Source organism: Nonomuraea aurantiaca (assembly GCF_020215705.1).
Classification (GTDB): Bacteria; Actinomycetota; Actinomycetes; order Streptosporangiales; family Streptosporangiaceae; genus Nonomuraea; species Nonomuraea aurantiaca.
The window spans coordinates 355,048-378,732 of sequence record NZ_JAIWNB010000003.1 but is presented as its reverse complement, the minus strand read 5'-3'; the positions used below and the strand labels follow the sequence as shown (position 1 = coordinate 378,732).

Genomic DNA, 23,685 nt, shown 5'->3' with positions numbered 1-23,685 from the left:
CGGTGGAAGGCGACCAGAGAGGGCCATTGCCTGGCCGCGTAACGGCCTTTACCATCGAAGACGCCTCGACCGGACCACCAGTGTGAAGGCGACCGAGAATTCGATGACAAAGCCGCCCACATTCCGCGCCACCACGACCGAGGAATTACCCCCGTCGATCTGATGCTCTCCGGAAGAGATTTCCCACCCGTACTCTCGAAGCCGCCGAAATCGGCCCGCTGAGCCGACGGGTTTCATTTCCACGATCAGAGAGTGCGAGGAAACATGCCCCCCGAGCAAGCGGAACACCGGCTGAGCCTGGACACCCGGGCCGCGCGCAACCTGGCCACCACCACCAAGACCCATCCGCAGATGCAGGCCATCACCTCCCGCTGGCTGCTGCGCATGCTTCCGTGGGTGGACGTGGCCGGGGGCACCTATCGGGTCAACCGCCGGCTGACCCACGCGGTGGGACGTGGCCGGGTCAGCGTGGTGCAGAACGGCGCCGACGACGTGTGGATCATCTCGGAGACGCTCACGGAGCTGCCCGCCCTGCGCGGGTTCGGCGACCTCGACGTGCTGAGCGCGCTCGCCTCGACGTTCACGGCGCGGCAGTTCCAGGCCGGGGAGATGATCGTCGAGGCCGGGACGCCGGTCACCGAGACCTTCGTCATCGCCCACGGCCGGCTCAACCGCCTGTCCACCGGCCAATACGGCGGCACGGTGGTCCTCGGCGTCATCGCGGACGGCGACCAGTTCGGCGACGAGGCCTTCGCCCAGGACGATCCCCGGTGGCCGTGCTCGATCCACGCCGCCACCGCCGGGACGGTCATGGTCTCGCCGCGGCGGGAGTTCCAGCGGCTGCTCGACCAATCGCCCGCCCTGCGGGAGCACATCCAGCGTTACCTGGAGGGCACCCGCAAACCGGTCAACAAACGCGGCGAGGCGGCGGTCCATGTGGCCGCCGGGCACGTCGGCGAGCCGGACATCGGCGGCACCTTCGTGGACTACGAGCTCAATCCTCGCGAATACCCGCTGAGCGTCTCGCAGACCGTCCTGCGGGTCCACACCCGCGTGGCCGACCTCTACAACGAGCCGATGAACCAGTTCGAGGAGCAGCTCCGCCTGACGATCCACGAGATCCGCGAACGCCAGGAGTGGGAGCTGCTCAACAACCGCGAGTTCGGGCTGCTGCACAACGCCGACTACAGCCAGCGGATCAACACCTGGTCCGGCCCCCCGACCCCGGACGACCTCGACGACCTGATCAGCATGCGCCGCAAGACCCGCCTGCTGCTCGCCCATCCCAAGGCGATCGCCGCCTTCTTCCGCGAATGCAACAAGCGCGGCCTGACCGTGGGCAGCGCCAACGTCAACGGCCACGAGATCCCGGCCTGGCGCGGAATCCCGATCTTCCCCTGCGGCAAGATCCCGATCACCGACGGGCACACCAGCTCGATCGTGGCCATGCGCACGGGCGAGGAGGACCAGGGGGTGGTCGGCCTGCACCAGGTCGGCATCCCCGAGGAGTACGAGCCCGGCCTGAACGTCCGCTTCATGGGGATCAACCGCCAGGCGGTGATGTCCTACCTGGTCAGCGCCTATTACTCGACCGCGATCCTGGTGCCCGACGCGATCGGGATCCTGGAGAACGCCAACATCGCCGCCCCCCGCTCCTGACAATCCTAGGAAGAGGGCCGCATGCCCGCAGACGACACCGCAGAGCCGCCGGCCGCCATCGCGCTGCCAGCCGGCCCTTCCGTCCGCCGAGCCGCCGAAACCCAGGTCCAGGCCATACCCGAGCAGCCCGCCGGAGCGGACGCGCTCGCCCGGATGACGGCGGGTCCCACCGGCCTGGGCACCTCGGCGCTCCGTGTCCCATCCCCGGACCAGTGGCCCCCGTCCAGGGTCTGCGAGCACGACGGGCACGAACCCCCGCAGCCGCGGCTGACGCTGTCGAGCGCCATGCGCGCGCACGACCTCGCGCCGCTCCCCTATCGGGAGCGGGAGTGGGGCGACGGGTCGTATCCCCCGCTGTACTGCCCCGAGACCGTACGCGTCGACGAGGGGCTGGCCGACGAGGTCAACCGGCGCCTGGTGGCGTGGGCGGAGCGCGTCGGGCTCCACGAGGGCCGGATGAAGCAGTTCAGCGACACGGGCTACGGCCGGCTGGCCATGCTCACGCACCCCGACACCGACGACCCCGACATGCTGCTGATCGCGGCGCAGACGAACGCCGCCTGGTGGGCGGCCGACGACTACTACGCCGACGAGACCGACCTGGGCGCGACGCCGACCGAGCTGCCACCGCGGCTGGCCCTGGTGATGTCCGCCATGGACCCGCCCCCTCCGGCGGGCGACTACACCCGCCAGCTCGAGGAGGCGATCCAGTCCGACCCCGTCCTGGTCTCGCTGAGGTCGAGCATCAGCCACATCTCCCGGCACGCCGCCCGGTCACAGATCGGCCGCGTCTGCAACATCACTTCCCAGATGTACGTGAGCTGGGCCGCCTACGCGGCCTGGCGCTACCTGGAGACGCCGCCGCCGGTCTGGCGCTACCTCGCGGCCCGTCAGCACGACAGCTTCTACACCTCCATGACGCTGATCGACATCGTGGGCGGTTACCACCTGGGCGCCGACCTCTTCTTCGACCGGCGCTTCCACACCGCGCTCATGCAGGCGGGCACCGCCAGCGTCCTCGTCAACGACCTCTATTCCGTCGAGAGGGAGGCCGCGGACGAGCTCCCCGACTCCAACGTGATCCTGCTCATCGCGGCCGAGGAGAAGTGTTCCATCCGCGAGGCGACCGAACGCGCGGTCGCCCTCCACAACGAGCTCGTCAAGGGCTTCGAATCCAGCCATCGCGCACTCGCCACCGTCCCGTGCATGGAGCTCCAGCGGTTCCTGCGCGGAGCACAGGCGTGGATGGCCGGCTGCCTCGAATGGCATGGCTCCTCCAGCCGCTACCGGTCTTGACCCCGCTACCCCGGCATTTCATGAAGAAGGGAATCCCTCAGATGACCGCTACGCAGGACTCCACCGTTCTCAGCAGCCTCTACCAGCGATCCGTGGCCGACTACTGGAACACCGAGCAGAACCCGGTCAACCTCCGGCTGGGCGAAGTGGACGGCATCTACCACCATCACTACGGCATCGGCGAGGTCGACTGGACGGTGCTGGACGGCCCCGCGGAGACCCGGGACGAACGCGTGATCAAGGAACTCCACCGGCTCGAATCAGCGCAGACCGACTTCCTCATGAGCCGGCTCGGCCCGCTCGAACCCCACCACCGGGTCATGGACGCGGGCTCGGGCAGAGGTGGCTCCAGCATCGTCGCCAACCTGCGGTTCGGCTGCCACGTGGACGGCGTCTCCATTTCCGAGTCGCAGGTCGCCTTCGCCAACGAGCAGGCCAGGAAGCGCGGCGTGGCCGACAAGGTGCGCTTCCACTTCCGCAACATGCTCGACACCGGCTTCGAGTCTGGAACGTTCCAGGCGATCTGGAACAACGAGAGCACGATGTACGTCGAGCTCTCGCTGCTGTTCGCCGAGCACGCCCGGCTGCTGAGCCGCGGTGGCCGATACGTGTGCATCACCGGCTGTTACAACGACGCCTACGGCCTGCCGTCCCGGGCCATCAGCCAGATCAACGCGCACTACATCTGCGACATCCATCCGCGCAGCACGTACTTCAAGGAGATGGCGGCCAACCGCCTCGTCCCCATCAGCGTCGTGGACCTCACGCCCGCGACGATCCCCTACTGGGAGCTCCGCGCCCGGACCGCCCTGGCCACCGGGATCGAACAGCCCTTCCTCGACGCCTACAAGAACGGCAGCTTCCAGTACCTCCTCATCGCCGCCGATCGCGCCTGACAGACGCACCCCCGGCACCCGGCCCCAGGTCAGGCGGCCGGCACGCCGCCTGACTGGACATTTAGGACGCATCACCTAGACACGTTGACATATCCGCAAACCGGGCTCTAGATTTTTTGCGAAACGTTTTCACCGACTCGTCTCGGCCCGCTGCGCCGAGCCGCCCAGGCCGGAGTGGAATGACTTCGTTAGGCTCGGGCCCGGCGCGACGGAGCAGGCACATGACTGCCTCGCCGCGACTGGGCACGCACACCCTCACCGCCGGGCGCGGGCTGCTCTTCGGCGGCGACTACAACCCCGAGCAGTGGCCCGAAGAGGTCTGGACCGAAGACGTCGAGCTGATGAAGGCGGCCGGGGTCAACCTGGTCACCGTCGGCGTGTTCAGCTGGGCGCGGATCGAGCCGCAGCCGGGCGCGCGGGACTTCGGCTGGCTGGACCGGGTGCTCGACCTGCTCGGCTCGGCCGGGATCGCGGTCGACCTGGCCACCCCGACCGCCTCGCCGCCGCCGTGGCTGGGCCACCGCTGGCCGCGGACCCTGCCCGTGGACGAGTCGGGACACCGGCTCTGGTACGGCTCGCGCAACCAGTTCTGCCCGTCGTCCCCGGCGTACCGGGAGAAGGCGCTGGCCATCGTCACCGACCTCGCCGACCGCTACGCCGGGCACCCGGCGCTGGCGCTGTGGCACGTGGGCAACGAGTACGGCCAGGTCTGCCACTGCGGTGACACGGCGGCGGCGTTCCGTACCTGGCTGCGGGAGCGCTACGGCGACCTGGACGCCCTGAACGAGGCGTGGGGCACCACCTTCTGGAGCCAGCACTACGGCGAGTGGGCCGAGATCATCCCCCCACGCCGCGCCCCGTACATGATCAACCCCACGCAGCAGCTGGACTTCTGGCGGTTCTGCTCGGACACGCTGCTCGCGCACTACCGGGCCGAGCGCGACATCCTGCGCGAGCGCACTCCGGACGTGCCCATCACCACGAACTTCATGGGCCTGTTCAAGCCCGTCGACTACTGGTCGTGGGCGCCCGAAGAGGACATCGTCTCCAACGACTGGTACCCCGACCCCGCCGACCCGCTCTCCCCCGCCCGCTCGGCGCTCACCCACGACCTGACCCGCTCACTCGGCGGCGGGCGGCCGTGGCTGCTGATGGAGCAGGCCACGAACGGGGTGAACTGGCGCCCGCACAACCTCCCCAAACCGCCCGGACAGCTGCGGCTGGAGTCGTTGCAGGCGCTCGCCCGCGGCGCCGACGGGCTGTGCTACTTCCAGTGGCGGGCCTCCCGCTTCGGCGCCGAGCGCTTCCACGCCGCAATGGTGCCGCACGCGGGACCGGAGACCCGGCTGCACGCCGAGGTGCGCGCCCACGGCAACGAGCTGCGCGGGCTGGCCTCGGTGGCGGGCACGCCGGTTCCCGCCCAGGTGGCGATGGTGTTCGACTGGGCGAGCTGGTGGGCGCTTGAGGAGCGCGGCCGGCCCAGCGACCGGCTCACCCTGCCCGACCAGCTCCTGCGCTTCTACCGGCCGCTGTGGGAGCGTGGCGTGACCGTGGACCTGGTGCCGCCGTCGGCCGACCTCACCGGGTACGCGCTGACCGTGGTGCCGAACCTCTACCTGATCAGCGACGGGGACGCCGCGTCCCTGACCGAGTACGTGCACCGCGGCGGCGTGCTGCTGGTCGGTCCCTTCTCCGGGGTGGCGGACCCGCGGGCGCACGTCCGTACCGGCCGCTTCCCCGCGCCGCTGCGCGAGGTGCTGGGCGCGTCCGGCGAGGAGTGGCTGCCCGCGCCGGAGGACCGGCCGGTGCGCTGCCACTGGGCCGACGGCACCGGCTTCACCGCGCGGATCTGGACCGAGCTGATGGCGGCCGAGGGCGCCGAGCCGGTGGCCACGTTCGCCGACGGCGACCTGGCCGGCCGCCCGGCGGTGCTGCGGCACGAGAGCGGCGCGGGCGTCGCCTGGTACGTGGCGACGGTGCCCGAGGCCGACGGGCTGGCCGAGCTGACCGCGCGGGTGCTGGCCGACGCGGACGTGACCGGCGCCCTGCCCGAGCTGCCGCCGGGCGTCGAGGCGGTACGCCGGGGGGCCGTGCTGTTCGTGCTCAACCACGGCGACGAGACGCGGCGCGTGCCGATCCCCTATCCGGCCGAGGATCTGCTGACCGGGTCCACGGCCGACGGCCTGGTGACACTGGCGCCGCGCGCGGTCGTCGCGCTGCGGCCTCTCGACTGATCCCGTCAGAGCTGATCCCGCCCAAGCTGATCCCGTCAGAGCGCCAGACGGGCCGGGAATCCGCCGGTCGCGATCGGACTCCAGCGGTCGATATGGAGGCGGATGAGGGACTTGCCCTGCCGCTCCATGGCGGCCCGATAGTCATCCCAATCGGGATGCTCGCCGGAGATGCACCGGTAGTAGTCCACCAGCGCGTCGAGCGCCTCGGGCATGTCCAGCACCTCGGCCCGGCCGTCGACCTGGACGTACGGGCCGTCCCAGTCGTCGGACAGCACGCAGATCGACGCCCGCTCGTCACGGCGGGCGTTGCGCGTCTTGGCCCGATCGGGATAGGTGGACACCACGATCCGGCCGCCTTCGTCCACGCCGCAGGACACCGGCGAGAGCTGGGGGCGCCCGTCGGCACGCGTGGTCGACAGCAGGCCATGATGCCGGGGACGGAGAAAATCGAGAAGTTCGGGCAGTTCGACACGGTTGGCGGTCGCGACCCTCGGAGCCATTTCTTCCCCTACCTTTCCGCGCCCGGCCATCGGCGGCGGCCGGCGCCAAGACTGCGATCCTTTCACCTCCTCGGGTCAGACGACGGCGCGCGCCCCCGTTCCGGAGCGCGTCAAGCCTGGGGATCGACCTTCGAACAGCCCGGATATCGTGAGCCGTATGGACACGATCGAAGCCCCACGGCTGGTCCTGCTGCCCCTGCGGGTCGAGCACGCGGACGAGATGGCCGTCGTGCTCGCCGATCCCGCCCTGCACGCCTTCATCGGCGGCGCGCCCGCGACCGCGCAGGAGTTGCGCAGCCGCTACGAGCGGCTGGTCGCCGGGCCGGCCGGCTGGCGCAACTGGGTGATCCAGCTGCGCGAGGACGGCGCTCTCGTGGGCTACGTGCAGGCCACGATCGACCGCCGCACCGCCGAGCTCGCCTGGGTGGTCGGCACCCCCTGGCAGGGCCGGGGCCTGGCCGGCGAGGCCACCAAGGCGCTGGTCGGCTGGATCGCGGGCCAGGAGATCGACACGATCGTCGCGCACATCCACCCCGACCACGCCGCCTCGGCCGCCGTCGCCGCCTCCGCCGGGCTGCGCCCCACCGACCAGTGGCAGGACGGCGAGGTGCGGTGGAAGGCGCGGGTATGAGGGTGGCGGTCCTGTCCGACACCCATGCCCCCCGGTACTGGAAGTCGTGCCCGGACCGGGTGGCGGAGCAACTGCGGGGGGCCGACGCCATCCTGCACGCGGGCGATGCCTGTACGGGTGCGGTGCTGGCCGAGCTGGCGGCGTACGCGCCGGTCCACGCGGTGAAGGGGAACAACGACGGACCGGATGTGGACGCGCCCGAGACGCTGGAGCTGGAGCTCGCCGGACTCCGGGTGGCGATGATCCACGACAGCGGTACGGCCAAGGGGCGGTGGGAGCGCATGCGACGGCGTTTCCCGGAGGCTGAGCTGGTGGTGTTCGGGCACTCGCACATCCCGCTCGACCATCACGAGGACGGGCTGCGGATCTTCAATCCGGGCTCCCCGACCGACCGCCGCCGCCAGCCGCACGGGACGATCGGGCTGCTCGTGATCGAGGAGGGGCGCGTGGTGTCGGCGGACATCGTCCCCGTCACCTGATGGCGCCGCTCCCCCGGCGTGGTGAGTGCCGACGGACCGGCCCGCCCTGATCCCCGGCGGACGGCCGAAATCAGCCGTTCAGGGCCTTGTTGACCACTGCGGTGTAGGCGTAGAACGCCTTGGTGCGGTTCGCCGGATTCTCGATCGAGCTACGGGAGAGATCGCCGTCGACGAAGAACCGCTTCCGCTGGGCGCTGCTGATCTCCAGCTGAAGGCCCTTGCCACGGCGGTTCTTGTTGGCGATGTTGTCCGGGCTCGACCCGTCGAGACCGTCCGGGATTTCCCGCGCCACCGTGAACCCGGCGGCGCGCAGGCCGGCGGTGACCCGCTCGACCAGCGCCGTGTCCCGGCCGCCGACGTACGTGCTCGCCTCGGTGCTGTCGGAGTAGCCGTGCCAGGAGACGGTACGGTCGACCTTGGCCAGCAGCTTGAGCGCCCGCGGCTCGTCGAACCGGCCGGCGGTGATGTGCAGGGTGCCGTTGCCCGTGGACTTGATGCCCTCGAACGCGTAGTAGGCGGCATTGCTCGCTTGGGCGCTGTGCTCCGCGAGCTGGGACGTGCCGGCCTCGATGCTCCCCCCGTGGATGGCGATGTGCGCCACCTTCGCGCCCTGAGGGAAGCGCTGTACGCGCCGGTAGTCGGTGCCCTCGGTCTCGTGCGCGGCGAGCTCGGCGTAGTTCGGGTACGTGTCGGCCATGCGGTGCTGGGCGGAGGCGGGAACGCGGTGCTGGGCGGCAGCGGAGGCGGGCGCCGGGACGAGCGCGACGCCGCTCGCGACGAGGGCGACCCCGGCGAGACCTCGTACCGTCGGGAGAACGCTTGCCATGGTCATGCCCCCAGCTTGGAGAACGGTTGATGCGTCCACGGTAGTGGACTCGGCTTTACCCGCGCGCCTAGCGGACCGATCTTGGAGGGCTCCGATTTACCCGCCCGCAGCTGGCGGACCGGCCCCGGGCGACGTCGATCCGCTCGCGTGCGAGACTGCTGGCATGGCCCATTCGCATGACGCGGACGCGCTCTGTGACGTCGCCCATGGCGAGGCGGCGGCCGGTGCCGAAGGCCGCACCCTCGTCGCCGTGTTCGCCTCGCCGGTCGCCGACTACCTGCTGCGCTACGGCGCCGACCTGGGATTCCGCGGGATCCTCTTCGAGCCTGACCCCGGCCGGGCCGCCGCGCCGGTGGGGTTCGAGATCGTCACCGCGCCCCCGGCGGATCTGGACGGCACCGCGGACATCGTGCTCACCGACCACCACCGTCCCGAACTCGCCGCTGTGCTGCACGAGCTGCTCGCGCACAAGTGCCGGTGGATAGGGGTGATGGGCAGCCCGCGTCATCCGGCGCCCTATCTTCAGGCGCTGGCCGAGCTGGGCGCGCGGCAGGAGGACATCGCCCGGGTGCACCGGCCGATCGGGCTCAACATCGGCTCGCGCACGCCACCGGAGATCGCCGTCGCGACGCTGGCCGGTCTGCTCGCCGACCGCAACGGACGGCCGGGCGGCTTCACCTTCTGAAACCACCCGGCCACGGTGCCCGGTTCAGCAGGGGGTCTCGACGAAGTCCTTGTAGATCGAGCGGGAGCCCCATCTGGACTCGGCGCCTTCACAGTCCTCGTACATGGCGCCCACCACCGTGGTGTGGCTGGAGTCCGAGTAGTACGTGGTGACGCAGTGGTAGCCGAGCGCGCAGACTCGGGCGTACGCGGGTGCGCTGGTGAAGGTCGTGAGGGTGGCGAGGGCGAGGAGTACGGCCAGCAGTACGCGGCGAATCATGAAGATCCTTCCCGATCGAGGAAGCAGCACTGCCGTTGATCATCGATCAGCGGGGGCCCGAGCTCAAGACGCGTGAGGATCTTGACTTCTACTGTCCTGAGCTCGGGTAGCCGACGGTCATGAAAGGCGGCCGGCCTAGCCGAGGGTGGCGCGCAGGGCGGGCTGCAGGCGGTCGGCGTGGGCGCGCACCATGTCGTCGCACAGCTCCCAGATCCGCTCCACGGGCAGGGCCGCGGCGGTCGCCGGGTCCGTCATGGCGGCGTGGCGGATGTGGCGCGGATCGTCCTCCAGCGCGGCCCGCACGACCAGGTCGTTCATGCTGAGATAGGTGCGGTTGAGCGCGGCCAGCTGCGGCGGCAGCTCGCCGGCGCGGGTGGGCTGCACGCCCATCGCGTCGACCAGGCAGGGCACCTCGACGGCCCCCCGGGCGGGGAGGTTGCTGATCAGGCCGTGGTTGGGAACGTTCCCGTAGACAGTGCGGGGCGTGCCCGTGGTGATGCTGTGGATGATCTGCGGGGCGTACTCCATGGTCCCCTCGACCGGCAGCGGGTCTCCGGCGGCCAGGGCGTCGCGGGTCCGCTCGTAGATGGCCACGTTCTCGTCGACGATGTCCAGGTAGGCGCCGATGGGCAGGCGCAGCCGCTCGATCTCGCTGTCGTGACCCAGGTACCAGGGCACATATTCGGAGGAGTGCTCGCTGGTCTCGGTCGGGTAATAGCCCAGCCGGCGGTACATGTCGACGCGGACGCGGCGGCGCAGCTGCTCGTCGGCGGCGATCAGGGCGTCGAGCCGGGGGTACAGGTCGACGCCGTCGTGCTCGAACCGCAGCACCCACGCTTGGTGGTTGACGCCCGCGGCCCGGTAGGTGACCTCCTCGAACGGCACGCCCACCAGGTCGGACAGGTCGCGCATCGTCCAGTAGACCGAGTGGCACAGCCCCACCACGCGGGTGAGCCCGGTGGCCTCGGCCAGGTATTGGACGTTCATCGCCATCGGGTTGGTGTAGTTGAGCAGCCATGCCTCGGGGCAGACGGCGGCGATGTCCTCGCCCAGGGCCTTCAGCAGCGGGAACGTGCGCAGCGCGCGGAAGATGCCGCCGACGCCGAGGGTGTCGCCGATGGTCTGGCGCACGCCGTACCGGGCGGGGATCTCGAAGTCGGTGCGGGTCGCCTCGCCCATGCCGACCTGGACGATGTTGATGACGAAGTCGGCGCCGGTGAGCGCTTCCCGCCGGTCGGCGTGCGCGGTGATCAGCGGGCTCGCCCCGCGCTCGGCGGCGATGTGCCGGGCGGCGGCCGTCGCGGTGCTCAGACGCTCGGCGTCGATGTCGTGCAGGGCGATGCGGGCCTCCTTCAGCTCGGCGAACGCGAACAGGTCCGCCAGGAGGCCCTGGGTGAAGACGACGCTCCCGGCGCCGATGAATGCGATCTTCGGGGTGTTCATGTCGGCTGCTAATCCTTGCTGGGAACGTGTGCGACGGCCTCATCCCAGGTGGGCTGGGCCGGGGTGCCGCCTTGGGCACGGGTGGACAGGGCGCCGCAGACCGCGGCGAGGTCCAGGGCTCGGGCGGGGGGCAGTCCGGCCAGGGTCGCGGCGATGAAGCCGGCGTCGAAGCTGTCGCCCGCGCCGACCGCGTCCACGGGGGTGACGGTGATGCCGCGGCTGGTGACGAGCGTGCGCCCGTCGTGGCAGAGGGCGCCGTCCGCGCCGTTCTTGACCACCACCAGCGGCCCCCGCGCGGCGAGCGCCGCGGCGGCCGACTCCAAAGAGTCCAAAGAGTCGAGGGAGCGCGCGAGGTGGCGGGCCTCGTGCGCGTTGGGGAGCAGGATGTCGGTCTCGGCGAGTACGGCGGCCAGCCCGGACGGATCCCACAGCCCGGCGGGGTCGTCGTTGGTATCGAGCGAGGTCGTGGCGCCGTGGGCCCGCGCGGTGCGCAACAGGCCGGGCAGCGCCTTGGCCAGCCCCGGCATGAGGAAGTAGGAGGCGGCGTGCACGTGCCGGGTGGCGGCCAGCAGCGCCTCGGGCACGTCGTCGCCGCCGGTGGCGGCGAGGGTGCCGGGTGCGGTCAGGATCGCGCGGTCCCCGCCGTCGCGGGTGAGGACGACGGTGAGCGGGGTGGACCGCTCCGGATCCACGCGCAGCGCCTCGGTGTCGACCCCGCAGGCGTTCAGGGCGTCGCGGACGTAGCGGCCGGCGTCGTCGTCGCCGACGCGCCCGGCGAAAGCGACGCGCAGGCCCAGGCGCGCGGCGCCGCAGGCCATGATCGCCGCGGAGCCGCCGAGGGTGAGCGCGCCGGCGCCGACGAGCTGCTCGCGCTGCTCGAAGGCGAGCGGGGCGTCCAGGGGGCCGAGGATGACGTCGGGATTGGCGTCGCCGATGACAAGCAGGTCGAACATGGATTTCCTGTAGCTGGAGATGGGATTTCAGCCCTTGAGGCCGCTGGAGGTGATGGACCGGATGAAGGACTTCTGGGCGCCGACGAAGGCGAGCAGCACCGGCAGGACCGTGATGACGTTCCCGGCCATGACCGCCGCCCACTGCGTGTGGTGCTTGCCCTGGAAGGTGGCCAGGCCCAGTTGCAGGGTGTACTGGGTGTCGTGGTTGATGGCGATCAGCGGCCAGGTCAGATCGTTCCACGTGGAGAGGAACGTCAGGATCGCCACGGTGCTCAGCGCGGGCCGCGACAGCGGCAGCACGATGCGGAACAGCACCCGCAGCCGTGAGCACCCGTCCATCCAGGCGGCCTCCTCCAGCTCCCTGGGCAGCGAGAGGAAGAACTGCCGCAGCAGGAACACGGCGAACGGCGTGACCAGCGACGGCACGATCAGCGCGCCCAGCGTGTCGATGAGCCCGAAGCTCTTCATGACCAGGAACGTCGGGATCATCGTCAGCTGGAACGGGATGGCCATCGTGGCCAGCATCAGCACCAGCAGGACGCGGGAGCCGAAGAACCGCATGCGGGCGAAGGCGTAGCCGCCGAGCGCGCCGAACACCAGGTTGGACACGACCGCGACGCCGGAGACGATGAGCGAGTTGACGAACCAGCGCGGGAACAGCGCGTTGTTGAGCACGTACCGGTAGCCGCCCAGGTTGATCCCTGACGGCCACAGCGCGGGCGGGAACCGGTTGATCTCGGCGTTGGTCATCACGGAGCTGATCAGCAGCCAGACCAGCGGGATCGCGAAGACCAGCGCGAGCGGCGCCAGCAGCAGGTGCCAGGGGCTGAAGGGCAGCCGCGCGCGGCCCGGACGGCTCACGCCCGCGTGCGCGGCCCGGCGGTGGGTGGTGGCGGTCGCCGTCATCGGGTGGCTCCTTCGAGGCGCTGGCGCTCGCGGCTCCGGATCACGCGCAACCCGGCGGCGATCACGAACAGGGCCACGGCGAGGACGTAAGCGGCTGCGGCTCCGTAACCGGCCGTGAAGTTCTTGAACGCCTGCTCCCAGATGAAGTAGACGATCACCGTGGTGGCGCCGAGCGGGCCGCCCTTGGTCGTCACGTACACCAGGTCGAAGACCTGCAGGGCGTTGATGGTCTGCCAGAGCACCAGGAACACGCTGACCGGCGTGAGCGTGGGCAGGGTGACGTGGCGCAGCAGGTGCCACCGCCCGGCGCCGTCCAGCCGCGCCGCCTCGATCAGCGGCTGCGGTACGTCCTGGAGGGCCGCGAGATAAACCACCACGCAGAACCCGAGGCCGCTCCACAAGCTGACGGCCACCAGGACCGGCAGGGCCTGGGCGGGGTCGGTGAAGAACCCCTGGGGAGAGACGCCGAGCCAGTGCAGCACCGAGTTGGCCGCCCCGAACTGCGGGTCCAGGATGAACGAGAACAGCGTCCCCTGAGCCGTGGCCGAGATGACGAACGGCACGACGAACAGGGTGCGGTAGAGGCCGACGAACCTGATCCGCCGGTTCAGCGCGAGGGCGAGGGCGAGGCCCAGCACGATGCTGAGCGGGACGTACAGGACCGTGTAGAGCAGCGTGTTGCGTACGGCCTGGCCGAAGTGCGGGTCCTTGGTCAGCGCGTAGTAGTTGTCCAGCCCCACCCAGCGGCTGGGCGTGACCAGGTTATCGGCCTGGAAGGACAGCAGGAACGACCAGACCGTGGGCACGATGCTGAGCCCGAGGATGATCAGGACGGCCGGGGTGATGAACGTCCAGGCGGTCGCCGACTCCTGCCGGCGGGCCTGGCGCCGGGCCCGTTGCCGCAGCTCATGGCCGGAGATGGTGATGGGGGTGGGAAGAGACGACATGCGAGGCTCCTCAACGCGGGATGAGCAGGGCGGCGTTGGCCTCATCGGCACAGGTGCGCAGCGCTTCGGCGGGGGTGCTCTCGCCGAGCAGCACGGCGATCACGGCCTGCCCGAGCGCCTGGGAGATCTGCGGGTAGGCGGGGTGCGTGGGGCGTACCCGGGCCGTCTCCAGCGTCTTGACGAACACCGGCAGGCCCTCGGTCTCCGCCTCCGGCTCGCGCCAGGCGGGCAACTGCTGGGTGGAGCGGCTCAGCGGCAGGCTGCCCGCCTCCACGTCCCAGTGCACGTCCTGCGCGGGCTGCATCAGCCAGGTCAGGAAGGTACGGCTGGCCTTCACCCGCGCCGCACCGTTGTCGAACATGGTCCAGGTGTCGGGACCCGAGATCGTGATCGGCCGCCCGCTGAAGGTGGGCAGGGGCACCACCTGATAGTCGATCTTGGCGGTCTGGATGTCGGGCAGCTGCCAGGGGCCGGTGATCGACATCCCCATCAGGCCGGACAGGAACACCTGGTACATCTGCTCGCTGCCGGGCTTGGGGTCGATGTAGACGCTCTTGTCCTTGGCGAGCGACTCCACCACCTGCAACGCCCGCACGCCCGCGTCCGCGAACCCGATGCCGCGCCCGTCCTTGCCGATCACGTCGCCGCCGAGATCCCAGATCAGCGGCCACAACCGCCAGACCGTGTCCTCGTCGGCCGCGCCCGGCCAGCCGGTGCCGAACCGGCCGCGGCTTGCGTCGGTCAGCCGCTTGGCCGTCTCGATGAAGTCCGGCCATTTCCAGCCCGGCTGGGGCAGCGGCACCCCGGCGTCGCGGAACACCTTCTTGTTGCAGACCACGGCCAGCGAGTCGAGCAGCGCGGGAGCCGCGCGTACCCGGCCGTTGATCGTGACGGCGGCCCGCGCCGGCGCCCAGAAGTCGTTCCACGGCGTGGGACCGGACTCGACCATGCTGGTCAGGTCCACCACCTGCGGGCTGAGCGCGACGTTCGCCAGGTCCGATCCGAAGATGTAGGCGATGTCAGGGTAGGAGCCGGACGCGAGAGCGGCGGTGATCTTCTGCAGCATCGCGTCGGCCAGCACTCCCCCGCCCATGTCCACCCGGATGTCGGGGTGGGCGCGCTCGAAGTCGGCCACCAGTCGCGCCATGGCCTCCTTGGCGGTGTCGGTCTGACCGTGCCAGAGCTCGATCGTGACCCGCCCGTCGGCGCCGACACCGTCGCCGGCGCCGCCCGCGCACCCGGCCAGCGCCGTTCCCGCCACCGCCGTGAGCGCCAGGGCATACCCGCCGCGCAACACGTCCCGGCGGGAGGGCGGTGGGGCAACGCGCTCCATCTGTACCTCCAAAAACCGTGGGTCAGAAGACCGTTCAGCAGGTCTTGCGGACGTATCCGCTGGCGCCCTTGGGCGAGACGTCCACGTCGCGCCGGACGATGCTCAGCTTGGTGCCCCAGCCCGAGCAGGCCTTCTTCAGGCCCGACGCGGTGTACTCGATCACGATCACGTTGTTGCCGAACGCCGCCGTGTAGTCTCCGCACTCGTCCCAGGTGCCGCACTCTTCGGCGACCGCGAAGTCGAGCCCGTTCGCGACGCGCGATCCGGCCAGTTCCGCGGTGTTCTTCTGGGCGATGGCCACGCCCTGGGCGTGGGCGTGGCTGCTGAGCAGCCGGATGTACGCCTGGGCGTTCGAGGCCGTCAGCAGCTTCTTCGAGCGGGTGTAGCTGTCGTAGTTGTCGGGCTCGATGGCCTGGTAGCCCTTGGCCTTGCAGCCGTCGATCCAGCCGTTCACCTTCGCGGCGACCCGCTTGCGCTTGGCGTCGGTCCGCAGGTCCAGGAGCGCCTCGCCCCAGTCCTCGTCGATGACGACGTTGCCGTTGGCGTCACGCAGCAGCAGGTCGGAGTCCCAGTCGTCCTCCTCGCCCGGCTGGACCTGGAAGGCGTTGACGTAGCAGATGTTGTACAGCCCCGCGGCGGGCGCGGCGCCCCGGTCCCTGCTGACCACGGTGACCCCGGCCGGCGGCGTGTACGCGCCACCGATCTGGTAGTCGAACCCGGCATGTGCCGGGGGCGGGGTGGCCGCGGCCGCCGAGGCGGTCGAGGGCATCGCGACCAGCGCGGCCGAAAGGGCCACGGCAGCGCCTAAGCATCTACGGGTGGGGCTCATCGTCGCATCTCCAGACGATAGGGGGTACGTCCCCGCCTCGGACGCTGACAGCGATCCTGGCGACTTAGTCCGGGCTTGTGGCGGTGACCACTTACCGGCTAGGCGTACCTCTGGTGCCGGTGCTCGAAACCGGCGTCCCTCGGAGTAAATCGAGCACGAACGCTCCTGTCAATAGTCCGGAGCTGCTCACTTCCGGCTCATTCAGCGCAGCATTGCACAGGAGATAGGTCACCGCAGTGCGGAGCAGCCTACCGGTGCCCGGAAGCCGCGGCCGGGCGATCAGCCCGCCCGGACGTGCTGTCAGATCCGCCGATCAGCGTGCCCGTTCGTGCTATCAGATCCGCCCGTTGCGGAGCAGGATGCCGAGCGCGCCGACGGTCGTGTAGCCGCGCCAGTCCAGGACGCCCGCCGGTGAGATCTGGGCGTAGTCGACGGTCCATCCGCCGTCGTCCTTCTGCGTCCCGGCCAGACGGTCGAGCTCGGCCTCGACCACCTCCGGGGCGAACAGGGCCCGCACCGGACGGTCCGGGAACGGCGCGAAGTCCAGCGGGCGCAGCATCTCGTGCTCGGTGCCGCCCTCGACGTGCACCTGGCCGCCCGCCGGCAGGTACGCGCCCAGCCGGTCGAGCAGCCCGGCGGCCTCCGGGTGGGTGTCGTGCACGGCGTCCAGGAAGCGCAGCGCGAAGGCGAGTATGTACGCGTGCGGCTGCCGGTCGAGGGCGGCGATCGCGTCCAGGCAGTAGCGGGTGGCCCGCTCCAGCCACGGATGCGCGGCCACGCCGGGCAGGTGGGCGGCGGCGCGGTGCGCGGCGGCCGCGGTGACGGAGGTGATCTGCAGCGAGGACGCCGTACTGTCGGCACCCGCCCACCAGGGCGCGTTGCCGGCGTTCGAGGCGCTGGGCAGCGCGAACGGCAGCCCGCCGTCGGGCAGCGAGACCGACTCCAGCCAGTCGCACAGTTCGGCGGCCCGCGGGCAGGCGGCCGGTGCGACGTCCTCGAACACCTCGAAGGCGTGCAGCGCGGCCCCCGGCTGGCTCTCGGGCGAGCGCAGATCGGGCTCCAGGCCCCAGCCGTAGCCGCCGTCCGGATTGCGGTAGCCGTCCACCGCGGCCAGCGCGGCGGCCGGATCGCGCTCGCCCATCAGGAGCTGGAAGCGGCGGCGGTCCAGGACCCGTGCGTGGGTGGCCATGAAGTCGGCGGCCGCGGAAAGATCGATGTCCATACGTTCATGATGACCCGGCCACCGCGCCCCGTTCTTGCAGGAAACGGCCATTCCCTCCCGTTGACGGCCGTGCGGCTGGGGCCGTGAAGGGGGCGTGCCCCGGGAGGCACGCCCCCGCCGGTCACGGTCCGTACGCCTTGACCTCCAGGAGTCCGACGGAGTTGGTACCGTTGCCGGTCATCAGCACCCGCAGGCGGGTGGTGTTCGTCGCGGTGAAGTTGACGGTGTTGTACTGGTTCTTGGCCAGCCCGTACGCGCTCGCGCCGGGCACGTCGACGTAGGCGCTGCCGTTCCAGTACTGGAGCTTCCAGGACGCGGGCATGTCGATGCCCTCGTCATCGTCGAAGAAGTACACCTCCGCCTTGTTCAGGTTCTGGGCCGCGGACCAGGTCAGGTCCACCCACTGCTGCCCGGTCTCCGGCCAGCAGCCCCAGCGCGGGTTCACGGTGTCGTTGGAGGAGGGCGGGTCGATCCCGTCGTTGACGGCGGCGACGCTCTCCCAGGAGGAGGTGTTCGACGCCGACGGGGTCGCCGAGGCGGCCAGGTTGCCGCTCGGCGGCTGCTGGGTGCCGCCCCGGTTGAACATCTTGATCTCGGTGAGCCCGGTCTTGGCCCCCGAGGCGTTGGTGGCCAGCACCCGTACCCGCTGGGCGCTGATCGCCGGGAACTGCACCACGTTGTAGTTCGCCCGCGGCGCCGCCGGGCTCTTGGCCTGGCCGGGCACGCTGACCCAGGCGCTGCCGTTGTAGTACTGGATGTCGTACGAGGCGGGCGCCCGATAGGTGGCGCTGGCCGGGCGGCTGTCCTTGAAGTAGAGCCGGACCTCGTTGAGGGTGCGGGCGGATCCGAAGTTCACCTCGTACCAGTCCTGACTGGCCCCCGTGCCGCCCCAGAACGGCTCGTTGATCGGGAAGCCGTCGACCGCGCCCGCGGCGGTGCTGCCCGACGCGGTGGAGGAGGTCGAGACGCTCGCCCCCTGAGCCAGGTTGGTCAGGTTGGCGGTCAGGTCGACCCCGGCCTTGTTCAGCAGGTCCACCATCCGGGCGCTGCTCTGCGTCACCTGCGCGGGCGCCTGCAGCCCCGGCGAGGACACGTGATAGGTGACCGTGCCGCTCGTGGTGACGTCGCCGGTGGCCGGGTCCCAGGTGAACGGCACCAGCGAGCCGACCGTGGCGACCCTGCTGCCGTTGATGAAGATGGAGTAGCCCTCGGGCACGCCCGGGTAACGGACCACGCCGTCAGCCGGGTCGTCCCAGACGATGGTCAGGTCGGCGTTGCGGTAGCGCAGGTTGTTGACGGTGAAGTGGGTCCAGCCGATGTTGATCGGCGAGAGCTCCACTTTCGCGTCGTTGCGCGGGCGCAGCCCCGCCACGTCCTCGATCACGGTCCAGTTGCTGCTGCCCAGGATGTTGTGGTGGATCCAGGAGCGGTAGGTGATCGAGGAGCCGTTCCAGTCGGCCCAGAACTCGTTGGCGTCGGGGTACTGGGTGTTGCCGTTGATGTACTGGGCCCAGGCGTTCCAGTACAGCAGCTTCTTGTACCAGGTCGCGTCGATCCACGAGGTGGGGTAGTTCCGCAGCACCGAGGAGAGCAACCGGAACTGCACGGTGGAGTTGATCGTGGAGAAGTTGTTGCTGCCGGTGCCCGAGGCCGCCTTGTCGGCCTGGTTGGCAGTGTAGAAGGGGAAGATCGGATACTGCGCCGGATCGTCGAACAGGCGCAGGGCCTGTTTGTACGTCGCGGTGTTGGGGATGGCGCCGACGGCGAACGGGTAGTAGTTGTTGATCTCCTTCCACGGCACCCACTCGTTGGTGGACTTCAGCCGGTGCTCGAACAGCTGCCGGTTGGGGTTCCACAGCACGTTGACGATGGCGTTCTGGATCTGCGTGGCGAGTGTGCGCATCTCGGTGGCCTTGGCGGTGTTGCCGACCGCTTCATACGCCTGCGCGGCGGCCAGCGCGCCGCTGTACTGGTAGGCCGACTCGGCGCGGTCCATGTTGCCGGGCTTCCAGTGGAAGGAGACGGCGTCGGCGTCGTTGCCGGTCAGGGCGCCCCAGTCGTACTCGATGAGCTTGTTGTTGTCGTGGTCGTAGTACGACAGCTGGCCCTTGACGTCCCCCTCGGCGTAGCGCGCCAGGTTGGCGGCGATCGCCGGCTGGCCGCCGTGGATCTGGTAGCTCTTCCACGCCGCCTCGGCGATGTACTGGGTGTAGCTGTTGGACCAGTTCTCGGGATCGCCCGGGTTGTCGAGGAAACGGCCGTTCTTGGAGATCTGCCCGACACTCAGCCAGTCGCCGTAGGAGTAGATCGGGTTGCGCAGGTACTTCAGGTCGTCGATGTGCATGGGCTGGGTGAGCGCGATGGCGTTGTTGTAGCCCAGCACCCCTTCGGTCGAGGTGGGGAACTGGAACGTCTGCCCGGGAATGTCGGCGTCGAGGTTGTTGAAGCGCATCAGCCACCAGCGGTAGTAGATGTTCTTCTTGATGGCCGGCTCGGGCACGTCGATGTAGGGCACGTTCTGTGCCCACCACAGGTTGTAGGCCCGTACGTGGGTGGCGAAGGCGGTGGCGTGGGTGTATCCCGCGTAGGCGTCATACTCGGTCCGCGACTCGGGGATCTCGTTGGTGACGAAGCCCATGACCACCTTGGCGGTCACGGTCCCGCCGGCCGGGATCGTCACGGACCTGTTCAGACCGCCGCTGGAGACGGTGAAGCCGTCGCCGGTCAGCCGAGGGTAGATCGTGGTGAGGTTGTTGTAGGCGTTGACCTGCCCGGTCAGCTCGCTGCCGCTGCCCGAGGTGGCGTACGGGGAGGTCGCCCGCAGCTGCAGCGTGGTCGAGCTGGAGCCGCCGTTGGTGATCGACAGGTTCGTCACGGCGACGTTGTTGTTGGTGATGAACTTCGTCTGGTTCACCGTGATGGAGCCGCTGGTGTGCACGCTCTTCCAGTAGCTCGGTGCCTGCCAGCGGGAGTTGACCTGCTCGGTGAAGGTGCCCGGCGTGATGGCGACGGTGTAGGCGTTGTTGTTGCTGATGCTCTCCCAGTACGCCACCTGACCGGCGAAGCCGAGCGTGTCCGGCGTGTGGGTCTTCATGAACAGGGCGCGTCCCCGGGACATGAGCCAGGTTCCGGCCGGGTCGTTGCCGGGGCGGGCCAGCAGCCGGTCCATCCAGAAGTCCGTGCCCGAGCTCTCAGAGTCGTAGATGGCCTGCATCATGTTGCCGGTCGTGTACGAACCCGGCGCGGCCGGGATCGACGGGCCGTTGAAGGTGGGGTATCCGATGGTCTGGGCAGCCTGCGCGGGAGCGCCTAAGACGAGTGATCCCGCGATGAGCAGGAGGGCCGTGATGATTCTTCTCATGCAGAGTGATCCGATCCGATCGAACGCTTGGGGGGAGTGATCGAACCTAGCGCTTGCTTGTGGTAGCGCTAACAATCCTTTCTGTCGAACCGGCTAAATAAAAGGTTTTCGGCAACGTAAACCGATATAAGGGCGCTGTCAATCGGCGCGCCGGACTGCCTTGTCGTCTGTTGCGAAAAGGTTTTCGGTTTATTTCGGCTTTCGGCAGGTCGTCAGGCCAGGCGGGCCAGCTGCTCGGCCGTCACCCGGCCGCGCATCGGGCGTCCCCGCGTGAAGTGTTCAAGGTCGGTGATCGCGTACTCGCCGAGCCGCCGCAACTCGCGTCCCTGCGCGCCCGCCACGTGCGGGGTGACGAGCACGTTGGGCAGGCCGAAGAGGGGGTGGCCCGGAGGCAGCGGTTCGGGGTCGGTCACGTCGAGCACGGCCGAGACGCGACCGGACGCGCACGCCCTGGTGAGCGCCTCGGTGTCGATCAGCGAGCCACGGGCGGTGTTGATCACGACGGCCTGGTCCGGCAGGAGGCCGAGACGGCGCTCGTCCAGCAGGTGCCGGGTCTCGGCGAGGGCCGGGGCGTGCACGGTGACCAGATCGCTGCGCCGGCACAGCTCGTCCAGGTCGACCAGCTCGGCCCCCATTTCGGCCGCCTCCTCCGGCGAGACGTAGGGGTCGGACAGCAGGACGTCGACCTCGAAGGTGCGCAGCCGCCGCAGCACGTGCCGGCCCACCCGGGAGGCCCCGATCACGCCCACGGTGCGGTCGTACAGCCCGGTGCCCGCCCCCTGCTGCCAGGCGGACCGGTCGGCGCCGGCCGCGTAGTGACCGGCCCGCTCGAAGACCCGTTTCGCGCCGAGCACCAGCATGGCGATGGTGTACTCGGCGACGGGCACGGCGTTCGCCTCCGCCGCGGACGACACGAGGATTCCCCGCTCGAACACGACGGGATCGACGATCGCCTTGACGGTGCCGGCGGCGTGGACGACGGCCCGCAGGCCGGGCGCCGCCTCCAGCACCTCGGCGTCGATCCGCGGGCAGCCCCACCCGGTCAGCAGGATCTCCACCCCGGCCAGCGCCCGCGCCGCCTCCTCGCCCTCGAACGAGGTGAACGTCACCGTCGCGTCGACCTCCACCGACTGCCGCAACCGGTCGACGAGGTCGGCGGGGAAGACGTCGTGGAAGGCCCAGGGCGCGATCGCGAAGACCGCGACGGGTGGCCGTGACATCAGGCAGGCTCCTCAGGTAGGTGGACGGTTACGCGGGCACTTCAACGCGGGGGTGAGTCCGTCCATGTGCCGCCTTTCACGCGGACGCAGGTGGGGGTCTCGGTGAGGCGGACCGTCGCCGAGTCGCCGCCCGGCAGGTCGAGGGTGACCTGGTCGCCGTCGACCCGTACCTCCGGGGGCCGCGCCTCGTCCGCGCCGGTGAGCAGGACGAGGCTGACGTACACGGCGGTCCCGCCCGGGTGGGCGTCCGCGAGCACGTACGGGGTGGCCGAGTGCCGTCCGAAGGCGTTCGCGCCCTCAGCGGCCGCCACCCCGGCCGCCGTGTAGCCGTGCAGCCCGCGCACCACGCTGACCAGCCCGTCCGCCCGCCGCGCCGACGCCCAGAGCTCGCCGCTGCGCGCCGTGGGCGGCTCCTCTCCCGCGATGGCGTGGCCACCGTCTCTGACCTGGTGTCCGGCCGGCGCGGTGACCCGGTGGATCCGTACCTCGGCCGCCCCGTCCACCACCGAGGCCGTCACCACGTGGACCGGCCCGGCCGGCAGGTCGTCGCGGTAGGCGGAGGCGGCGAACCGATCCTGCGTCGTGAGCGGCTCGATGCGGCGCCTGCGGGAGACGGCGCCGTCCGGCGCGACGACGACCACTTCCCCGTCGACGCCGACCGCCTTCCCGTCGATACAGGCAGCCTCGTTGCCGGCAGCCTCGTTGCCGGCCGTCTCGGCCAGGTTGGGGCCGGTGTGGCTGGTGTAGGCGAGCTTGAGATAGTGCGGGTCCGGCACCCCCGAGGGGTCTTGGATCCGGTCCCGGTCGCTGCCGTGGTTGACCAGCCGGACCACGCCGTCCTCGCGGGTGGCGTGCAGCAGCCACCCCGGCGGGCGCATCGCCACCGCCTGGTCCGCGAGGTCGATCGGCGCCGGGACCTCGGCGTCCGTCCATACCGGGTGTTCGGGGGGCAGCAGCAGGCCGAGGAACGCCTTGCTGGCCCAGTAGGGCGAGCCCGGCCCCGAGTAGCTCTGCGTGACCGGCAGGAACGTGTCGTACCAACCGAGCGTCAGCAGCCCCCGCTCGTCCGGCACGCCCCGCTCGACGAAGTGGCGCAGCACCCCGCTGGCGATCCGCCGGGTCCGGCCGGGCGGGAGCGGCGAGGAGCCGGTCAGCGCGCCCAGCCAGAGCGGCGCGGCCGTGGCGAACCGGTAGGTCAGCGACCGCCCCTGATGCACGGGCCCGCCGTCGGCGGCGAACAGGTGCTGGTACTGACCCAGGAAGACCCGCAGCCGCTCGCCGTAACGCTCCAGGCGGGCCGCGTCCCCGGCCATCCTGGCCCACAGCAGCGGGTAGAGGTGCAAGGCCCAGCCCGCGTAGTAGTCGAAGTTCTTGCCCGCGCCGTCGGAGTACCAGCCGTCCCCGACGTACCACTCCTCGATCCGCTCCAGGCCGCCGGTGATCTCGTCGGGCTTGTACGGCCCGCCCACCTCGGCCAGGAACTGCTCGACGACCACCCGGAACAGCACCCAGTTGTTGTCCGGCGTCCGCCTGCCGACGAAGCCCCCCAACCAGGCCACCACCCGCTCCTGCTCGGCCGGGGACAGCCGGTCGTACAGCCAGGGCCGGGTCTCGTGCAGGGCCAGCGCGATCGAGGCCGCCTCCACCAGCGGCTGGGACATGTCGGTCAGCGGCGGCCAGGCGTACGGGTGCGCCGGATCGGTCCCCGCCACCAGCCCTCGGGCGTACCGCTCCAGGAGAACGGGCGGCACCGCACCGCCCGCTCCGGCGATCCGGAACGCGGCCAGCAGGAACGTGCGGGCGTACCCCTCCAGACCGTCACTCACCGTCCCCGACCGGCTCTCCCTGCCCGGCATGCGGTATTGCGCGAAGTCGTCGGTCGCGTACGGCACCACGGATTCCAGCAGGTGATCCGCCACGGCCTCCCAGTGCGCCCGGGTCCAGCCGGTGTGGGCGGACAATGCGGTATCGGCAGGTGGGAGGCGCAGGGATGACATAAGCGGATAA

Annotated in this window: 20 protein-coding genes; 7 read left to right on the top strand and 13 right to left on the bottom strand. The window is 70.3% G+C overall.

From position 1 onward, the window contains the following. Nucleotides 1–264: 264 nt before the first annotated feature. From LDL49_RS11245 to LDL49_RS11230, 4 genes are all read left to right on the top strand, one after another. Nucleotides 265–1,659, top strand: a complete 1,395-nt coding sequence (locus LDL49_RS11245; protein ID WP_225290913.1) for a family 2B encapsulin nanocompartment shell protein — start codon at nt 265–267, stop codon at nt 1,657–1,659. A 21-nt stretch (nt 1,660–1,680) separates the two neighbouring features. After that, on the top strand, nt 1,681–2,955 hold the full coding sequence (locus tag LDL49_RS11240; RefSeq protein WP_225290912.1) for a family 2 encapsulin nanocompartment cargo protein terpene cyclase: 1,275 nt from the start codon (nt 1,681–1,683) through the stop codon (nt 2,953–2,955). 41 nt (nt 2,956–2,996) lie between these two features. After that, entirely contained in the window at nt 2,997–3,851 is an 855-nt protein-coding gene (locus LDL49_RS11235) for a geranyl diphosphate 2-C-methyltransferase (protein WP_225290911.1), read from the top strand. 221 nt (nt 3,852–4,072) lie between these two features. Next, nucleotides 4,073–6,085 carry a beta-galactosidase gene (locus LDL49_RS11230; RefSeq protein ID WP_225290910.1) on the top strand — a complete coding sequence of 671 codons (2,013 nt, stop codon included), beginning with the start codon at nt 4,073–4,075 and terminating at the stop codon, nt 6,083–6,085. Nucleotides 6,086–6,120: 35 nt separating this feature from the next. Here the strand turns inward: LDL49_RS11230 and LDL49_RS11225 are convergent, their stop codons facing one another. Beyond that, complete coding sequence (locus LDL49_RS11225) at nt 6,121–6,585, bottom strand: PPOX class F420-dependent oxidoreductase (RefSeq protein WP_225290909.1); 465 nt, start codon at nt 6,583–6,585, stop codon at nt 6,121–6,123. Between the two features lie 157 nt (nt 6,586–6,742). Here LDL49_RS11225 and LDL49_RS11220 point away from each other — a divergent pair, with 157 nt between their 5' ends. Further along, nucleotides 6,743–7,216 (top strand): GNAT family N-acetyltransferase, encoded by a 474-nt coding sequence (locus tag LDL49_RS11220; RefSeq protein WP_225290908.1) that lies wholly within the window; start codon nt 6,743–6,745, stop codon nt 7,214–7,216. Further along, nucleotides 7,213–7,695 (top strand): metallophosphoesterase family protein, encoded by a 483-nt coding sequence (locus tag LDL49_RS11215; RefSeq protein WP_225290907.1) that lies wholly within the window; start codon nt 7,213–7,215, stop codon nt 7,693–7,695. Before LDL49_RS11220 ends, LDL49_RS11215 begins: the two co-directional genes overlap by 4 nt. A 70-nt stretch (nt 7,696–7,765) precedes the next feature. Here the strand turns inward: LDL49_RS11215 and LDL49_RS11210 are convergent, their stop codons facing one another. Next, nucleotides 7,766–8,527, bottom strand: a complete 762-nt coding sequence (locus LDL49_RS11210) for a poly-gamma-glutamate hydrolase family protein (protein ID WP_225290906.1) — start codon at nt 8,525–8,527, stop codon at nt 7,766–7,768. A 157-nt stretch (nt 8,528–8,684) separates the two neighbouring features. On the opposite strand from LDL49_RS11210, the gene LDL49_RS11205 reads away from it, so the two are divergent. Beyond that, on the top strand, nt 8,685–9,206 hold the full coding sequence (locus LDL49_RS11205; RefSeq protein ID WP_225290905.1) for an XdhC family protein: 522 nt from the start codon (nt 8,685–8,687) through the stop codon (nt 9,204–9,206). 24 nt (nt 9,207–9,230) lie between these two features. Here the strand turns inward: LDL49_RS11205 and LDL49_RS11200 are convergent, their stop codons facing one another. The 11 genes from LDL49_RS11200 to LDL49_RS11150 all read right to left on the bottom strand — a co-directional run bounded on the left by LDL49_RS11200 (nt 9,231) and on the right by LDL49_RS11150 (nt 23,675). Further along, nucleotides 9,231–9,464 (bottom strand): DUF6289 family protein, encoded by a 234-nt coding sequence (locus LDL49_RS11200; protein WP_225290904.1) that lies wholly within the window; start codon nt 9,462–9,464, stop codon nt 9,231–9,233. Nucleotides 9,465–9,599: 135 nt separating this feature from the next. After that, nucleotides 9,600–10,907 (bottom strand): alpha-glucosidase/alpha-galactosidase, encoded by a 1,308-nt coding sequence (locus LDL49_RS11195; RefSeq protein WP_225290903.1) that lies wholly within the window; start codon nt 10,905–10,907, stop codon nt 9,600–9,602. Between the two features lie 8 nt (nt 10,908–10,915). Next, nucleotides 10,916–11,860, bottom strand: coding sequence for a carbohydrate kinase family protein (locus LDL49_RS11190; RefSeq protein WP_225290902.1), 945 nt, complete (start codon nt 11,858–11,860; stop codon nt 10,916–10,918). A 27-nt stretch (nt 11,861–11,887) separates the two neighbouring features. Then, complete coding sequence (locus LDL49_RS11185; RefSeq protein ID WP_225290901.1) at nt 11,888–12,766, bottom strand: carbohydrate ABC transporter permease; 879 nt, start codon at nt 12,764–12,766, stop codon at nt 11,888–11,890. After that, nucleotides 12,763–13,713 carry a carbohydrate ABC transporter permease gene (locus LDL49_RS11180; protein ID WP_225290900.1) on the bottom strand — a complete coding sequence of 317 codons (951 nt, stop codon included), beginning with the start codon at nt 13,711–13,713 and terminating at the stop codon, nt 12,763–12,765. Before LDL49_RS11180 ends, LDL49_RS11185 begins: the two co-directional genes overlap by 4 nt. A 10-nt stretch (nt 13,714–13,723) precedes the next feature. After that, a complete protein-coding gene (locus LDL49_RS11175) occupies nt 13,724–15,046 on the bottom strand; it encodes an ABC transporter substrate-binding protein (RefSeq protein ID WP_225290899.1) in 1,323 nt (440 codons plus the stop codon). A 34-nt stretch (nt 15,047–15,080) separates the two neighbouring features. Beyond that, a complete protein-coding gene (locus LDL49_RS11170; RefSeq protein WP_225290898.1) occupies nt 15,081–15,842 on the bottom strand; it encodes an endo alpha-1,4 polygalactosaminidase in 762 nt (253 codons plus the stop codon). A 367-nt stretch (nt 15,843–16,209) separates the two neighbouring features. Then, nucleotides 16,210–17,097 carry a hypothetical protein gene (locus LDL49_RS11165; RefSeq protein WP_225290897.1) on the bottom strand — a complete coding sequence of 296 codons (888 nt, stop codon included), beginning with the start codon at nt 17,095–17,097 and terminating at the stop codon, nt 16,210–16,212. A 121-nt stretch (nt 17,098–17,218) separates the two neighbouring features. Continuing rightward, nucleotides 17,219–20,458, bottom strand: a complete 3,240-nt coding sequence (locus LDL49_RS11160; protein ID WP_225290896.1) for an MGH1-like glycoside hydrolase domain-containing protein — start codon at nt 20,456–20,458, stop codon at nt 17,219–17,221. A gap of 212 nt (nt 20,459–20,670) precedes the next feature. After that, nucleotides 20,671–21,678: a hydroxyacid dehydrogenase gene (locus LDL49_RS11155; protein ID WP_225290895.1), complete on the bottom strand. Its 1,008-nt coding sequence runs from the start codon at nt 21,676–21,678 to the stop codon at nt 20,671–20,673. 41 nt (nt 21,679–21,719) lie between these two features. Further along, the gene (locus LDL49_RS11150) at nt 21,720–23,675 is read right to left on the bottom strand and encodes a DUF2264 domain-containing protein (RefSeq protein ID WP_225290894.1); all 1,956 of its coding nucleotides are present in this window, start codon (nt 23,673–23,675) and stop codon (nt 21,720–21,722) included. Nucleotides 23,676–23,685 lie beyond the last annotated feature (10 nt).

Coding starts and splice junctions, on each gene's coding strand:
- LDL49_RS11245 (WP_225290913.1), top strand. CDS start 265: ATGCCCCCCGAGCAAGCGGAACACCGGCTGAGCCTGGACACCCGGGCC.
- LDL49_RS11240 (WP_225290912.1), top strand. CDS start 1,681: ATGCCCGCAGACGACACCGCAGAGCCGCCGGCCGCCATCGCGCTGCCA.
- LDL49_RS11235 (WP_225290911.1), top strand. CDS start 2,997: ATGACCGCTACGCAGGACTCCACCGTTCTCAGCAGCCTCTACCAGCGA.
- LDL49_RS11230 (WP_225290910.1), top strand. CDS start 4,073: ATGACTGCCTCGCCGCGACTGGGCACGCACACCCTCACCGCCGGGCGC.
- LDL49_RS11225 (WP_225290909.1), bottom strand. CDS start 6,585: ATGGCTCCGAGGGTCGCGACCGCCAACCGTGTCGAACTGCCCGAACTT.
- LDL49_RS11220 (WP_225290908.1), top strand. CDS start 6,743: ATGGACACGATCGAAGCCCCACGGCTGGTCCTGCTGCCCCTGCGGGTC.
- LDL49_RS11215 (WP_225290907.1), top strand. CDS start 7,213: ATGAGGGTGGCGGTCCTGTCCGACACCCATGCCCCCCGGTACTGGAAG.
- LDL49_RS11210 (WP_225290906.1), bottom strand. CDS start 8,527: ATGACCATGGCAAGCGTTCTCCCGACGGTACGAGGTCTCGCCGGGGTC.
- LDL49_RS11205 (WP_225290905.1), top strand. CDS start 8,685: ATGGCCCATTCGCATGACGCGGACGCGCTCTGTGACGTCGCCCATGGC.
- LDL49_RS11200 (WP_225290904.1), bottom strand. CDS start 9,464: ATGATTCGCCGCGTACTGCTGGCCGTACTCCTCGCCCTCGCCACCCTC.
- LDL49_RS11195 (WP_225290903.1), bottom strand. CDS start 10,907: ATGAACACCCCGAAGATCGCATTCATCGGCGCCGGGAGCGTCGTCTTC.
- LDL49_RS11190 (WP_225290902.1), bottom strand. CDS start 11,860: ATGTTCGACCTGCTTGTCATCGGCGACGCCAATCCCGACGTCATCCTC.
- LDL49_RS11185 (WP_225290901.1), bottom strand. CDS start 12,766: ATGACGGCGACCGCCACCACCCACCGCCGGGCCGCGCACGCGGGCGTG.
- LDL49_RS11180 (WP_225290900.1), bottom strand. CDS start 13,713: ATGTCGTCTCTTCCCACCCCCATCACCATCTCCGGCCATGAGCTGCGG.
- LDL49_RS11175 (WP_225290899.1), bottom strand. CDS start 15,046: ATGGAGCGCGTTGCCCCACCGCCCTCCCGCCGGGACGTGTTGCGCGGC.
- LDL49_RS11165 (WP_225290897.1), bottom strand. CDS start 17,097: ATGGACATCGATCTTTCCGCGGCCGCCGACTTCATGGCCACCCACGCA.
- LDL49_RS11160 (WP_225290896.1), bottom strand. CDS start 20,458: ATGAGAAGAATCATCACGGCCCTCCTGCTCATCGCGGGATCACTCGTC.
- LDL49_RS11155 (WP_225290895.1), bottom strand. CDS start 21,678: ATGTCACGGCCACCCGTCGCGGTCTTCGCGATCGCGCCCTGGGCCTTC.
- LDL49_RS11150 (WP_225290894.1), bottom strand. CDS start 23,675: ATGTCATCCCTGCGCCTCCCACCTGCCGATACCGCATTGTCCGCCCAC.